This window comes from Pseudomonas sp. P4_C3, assembly GCF_056402075.1.
The window spans coordinates 1-3,114 of the sequence record NZ_JBFUIC010000413.1 but is presented as its reverse complement, the minus strand read 5'-3'; the positions used below and the strand labels follow the sequence as shown (position 1 = coordinate 3,114).

General features: G+C 57.8%; 5 protein-coding genes. 1 reads left to right on the top strand and 4 read right to left on the bottom strand.

Going from position 1 to position 3,114, the window contains the following annotated elements; all coding sequences use genetic code 11:
• Positions 1-111: 111 nt before the first annotated feature.
• Both AC1DVH_RS28630 and AC1DVH_RS28625 read right to left on the bottom strand, forming a co-directional pair.
• Complete coding sequence (locus AC1DVH_RS28630) at positions 112-702, bottom strand: 2-hydroxychromene-2-carboxylate isomerase (RefSeq protein ID WP_477756616.1); 591 nt, start codon at positions 700-702, stop codon at positions 112-114.
• Between the two features lie 36 nt (positions 703-738).
• A complete protein-coding gene (locus tag AC1DVH_RS28625) occupies positions 739-1,467 on the bottom strand; it encodes an SDR family oxidoreductase (protein ID WP_477756615.1) in 729 nt (242 codons plus the stop codon).
• A 93-nt stretch (positions 1,468-1,560) separates the two neighbouring features.
• Between AC1DVH_RS28625 and AC1DVH_RS28620 the strand changes: the two genes are divergently transcribed.
• The gene (locus AC1DVH_RS28620) at positions 1,561-2,121 is read left to right on the top strand and encodes a TetR/AcrR family transcriptional regulator (RefSeq protein ID WP_477756614.1); all 561 of its coding nucleotides are present in this window, start codon (positions 1,561-1,563) and stop codon (positions 2,119-2,121) included.
• Between the two features lie 14 nt (positions 2,122-2,135).
• Here the strand turns inward: AC1DVH_RS28620 and AC1DVH_RS28615 are convergent, their stop codons facing one another.
• Positions 2,136-2,417 carry a hypothetical protein gene (locus AC1DVH_RS28615; RefSeq protein ID WP_477756613.1) on the bottom strand — a complete coding sequence of 94 codons (282 nt, stop codon included), beginning with the start codon at positions 2,415-2,417 and terminating at the stop codon, positions 2,136-2,138.
• 169 nt (positions 2,418-2,586) lie between these two features.
• Positions 2,587-3,114, bottom strand: a 528-nt coding sequence (locus AC1DVH_RS28610; RefSeq protein ID WP_477756612.1) for an EamA family transporter, incomplete at its 5' end; no start/stop codon positions are given.

Below are 3,114 nucleotides of genomic sequence, written 5' to 3'. Positions count from 1 at the left end.
GGGCAAGCTCGCGCCATTGCTTGACCCGCACTCGTTCACGCTGGAATCCGCAGAAGACGCCCATGTACTGCTCTTGTCAGGAGCGGCAAAGGGGCGGTTGGTGGTCGAGATTTAACCCAGGGCCTCGAGTACGAAGTCCAGTCGATCCTGGCCGAAGTACAGCTGGTTATCGACAAACATGCTCGGCGCACCAAACACTCCTCGCTGCACGGCTTTTTCGGTGTTGTCCTTGAGCAGGGCTTTGACTTCCTCATCGGCGGTCAGGGCCAGCACCTCTTGTGGATCGAATCCGTTTTCGCTCAATACTGCCGCGACGGTTGCCGGTTCATCCAGGCTGCGACCGTCGACCCAAATGGCGTTGAACAGGCAGTCGATGAAGGCGGCAAAGCGTTCAGGGTGGCGCAACTGCATGCCTGTCACGGCGCGCATGAGCATCAAGGTGTTGATTGGGAAGTGCGGATTGAATTTCAGGGGCACGCCGTAGCGTTTGGCGTAGCGGTCCAGATCCTGAAACATGTAGCGGCCCTTGGCCGGGACAGTCGCCGGAGAGGCGTTGCCGGTGGCTTTGAACACTCCGCCCAGCAAGAACGGAATGTAGATCAACCGGGTATCAGTCTGTGCGCAAATTTTCGGTAGCTGGGTATAGGCCAGATAGGTGGCGGGGCTGCCGAGGTCGAAGTAGAACTCCACGGTTTTGCTCATGGTCAAGGCGCTCGTCTTGTTGTTTTTTTTGGGGAATTACCAGCGTTCGCTCCAGGGGCGAAGGTCCAGCTCGAAGGTCCAGGCATCGCGGGGCTGGCTGTGCAGGTACCAGTAATTTTCGGCGATATGCTCGGGATTCAGGATGCCATCCTGATCCTTGGTGGCATATTTTTCCGGGAAGCTTTCACGGATGAAGTCGGTATCGATGGCGCCGTCGACGACGACATGGGCAACGTGAATATTCATGGGGCCGAGCTCTCGGGCCATGCTTTGCGCCAGTGCACGAATGCCGTGCTTGGCACCCGCAAATGCGGCGAACCCGGCAGCGCCACGCATGCCTGCGGTGGCGCCGGTGAACAGGATCGTACCCCGCTGGCGCCTGGCCATGCGCTTGGCCACTTCACGCGCGTTGAGGAAGCCGGAAAAACAGGCCATTTCCCAAATCTTGAAATACTTGCGGGCGGTTTCTTCGAGAATGCTGCACGGCACGTTGGCGCCGATGTTGAAGACAAATGCCTCGATGGGGCCGATCTCGCTTTCGATCCGCTCGACCAGCGCGATCACGTCTTCCTCCTTGCGTGCATCGCAGGCAAAACCGTGGGCCTCGCCACCATCGGCCTTGATGGCATCCACCAGTGGCTGGAGCTTGTCCGCACTGCGGCGGGTGACGCAGGCGACAAGACCCTCTTGGGCAAAACGCTTGGCAATGGCGCCGCCCGTGGCATCACCTGCACCGACAACCAGTACGACCTTCTTGTTATTCATGGGTAGATCCCTTTTGGTAAACGATCGTTAGCTAAACGAACGTTATGCTACGATTCGACAAGCGTCAAGGTGATCAACCTCGGGAGAAGGACAATGCGTTATTCGGCCAGTCACAAGCTGGAAACCAGGCAAAGGCTGCTGGAAAGCAGCGCGGTATCGGCCAAGAAGTCGGGATTTTCAACGGTGGGCGTGGATGGCCTGATGAAGGCGATTGGCTTGAGTGGCGGTGCTTTCTACAGCCACTTCTCGTCGAAAGACGAGTTGTTCGCAACCATTGTTGAACGTGAGTTGGGTCAAAGTCTGGCGCGACTGGGGGAAGGGCAGGATCGTGACAAGCTTGAGCGCTGCTTGAAACAGTACCTGAGCAWGTCTCACGTCGAGAATCCGGAAACCGGTTGTGCATTACCGGCATTGGGGGCGGAAATTGCCCGTTCCGACCTGACAGTCCGCCAACAGGCAGAGCACTGGATTTGTCGGCTTCAGGAAAGTTGGGCAGGTGTTTTGCAAAGCGACAGCCTGGCGTGGGCGATTCTGTCGCAATGTATTGGCGCGCTGGTCGTGGCGCGTATGCTCGCTAGCCCGGATATCCAGCGCACAGAGCAGAAGTCCAGCTACGAGGAAATCGGCCGTCAGATCGCAAGTCCGAGAACCTGACGCGACGACCTTGCCTATTTGCAGATGACGATCATGCTGCGGCTGGTATAACCCGCAGGATTGAGGCCAAAAGGATAGTCGCCGGGCTCTTCCACGGCATCTCCCGACTTGGCAATGACCTTGTATCCCTTGGGTGCGCAGGAGTTGGCGGCGCTGGCGTAGCACTTGTCCCAGGATGAAGACAATCCGGAGCAGTTGATGTGTAGCCCTTTCTTGCCGTGCTTGATCTGTGTTTCCGAGGTCGCTGCGCAGCCTGCAATTGCAAGTACGGCGACCAGTATCAAAATTCGTTTCATTACTGTCCTTTTAGCGTCCCCGGATCTTGTGCCCGGGTCTGGCTGCATTCGCTTTCGCTTGACGCGTACCGATATCCCTATCTGGATTTGTCCATGGCATGACCTTGGGTTGCGGGGCTAAACATGGCCTAGTTGAGCGGTAAATACCAGACCCGTGTCATCTCCGCTCTCAATCTGCCGCTACTGCTGGCCTGGCGGCAGTGCTCATGGTCATGGTTGCGCCGACGGAGGCCAGGATGATGCACAGGATTGCCATCCACTGCGACAGTGAGAGGTATTCATGCAGGAACAGCAAGCCCGATAACGCACCGAAGGCAGGCTCAATGCTCATCAATGTGCCGAAGGTTCTGGCCGGCATGCGGGTCAGAGCGACCATCTCCAGGGTGTAGGGGAGGGCAGTGGACAAGACGGCGACGCCAAGGGCCACGGGGATCAGTGACGGGGTCAGCAATGCGGAGCCGGCATGGACAATACCGATAGGGGCTACAAAAAGCGCGGCGATCATTACCCCCAGTGCGGCGGTTTGCACGCCATTATCGGCCCCGGCCTTTTGGCCAAACAGAATGTACAGTGCCCAGCAGATCCCTGCACCCAAGGCATAACCGGCGCCTACCAGATCGATTCCTGCGGTCGCTTCTCCTGTTGGTATCAGTAACAGCAAGCCGACGGCAGCCAGGGCGATCCACAAAAAGTCGAT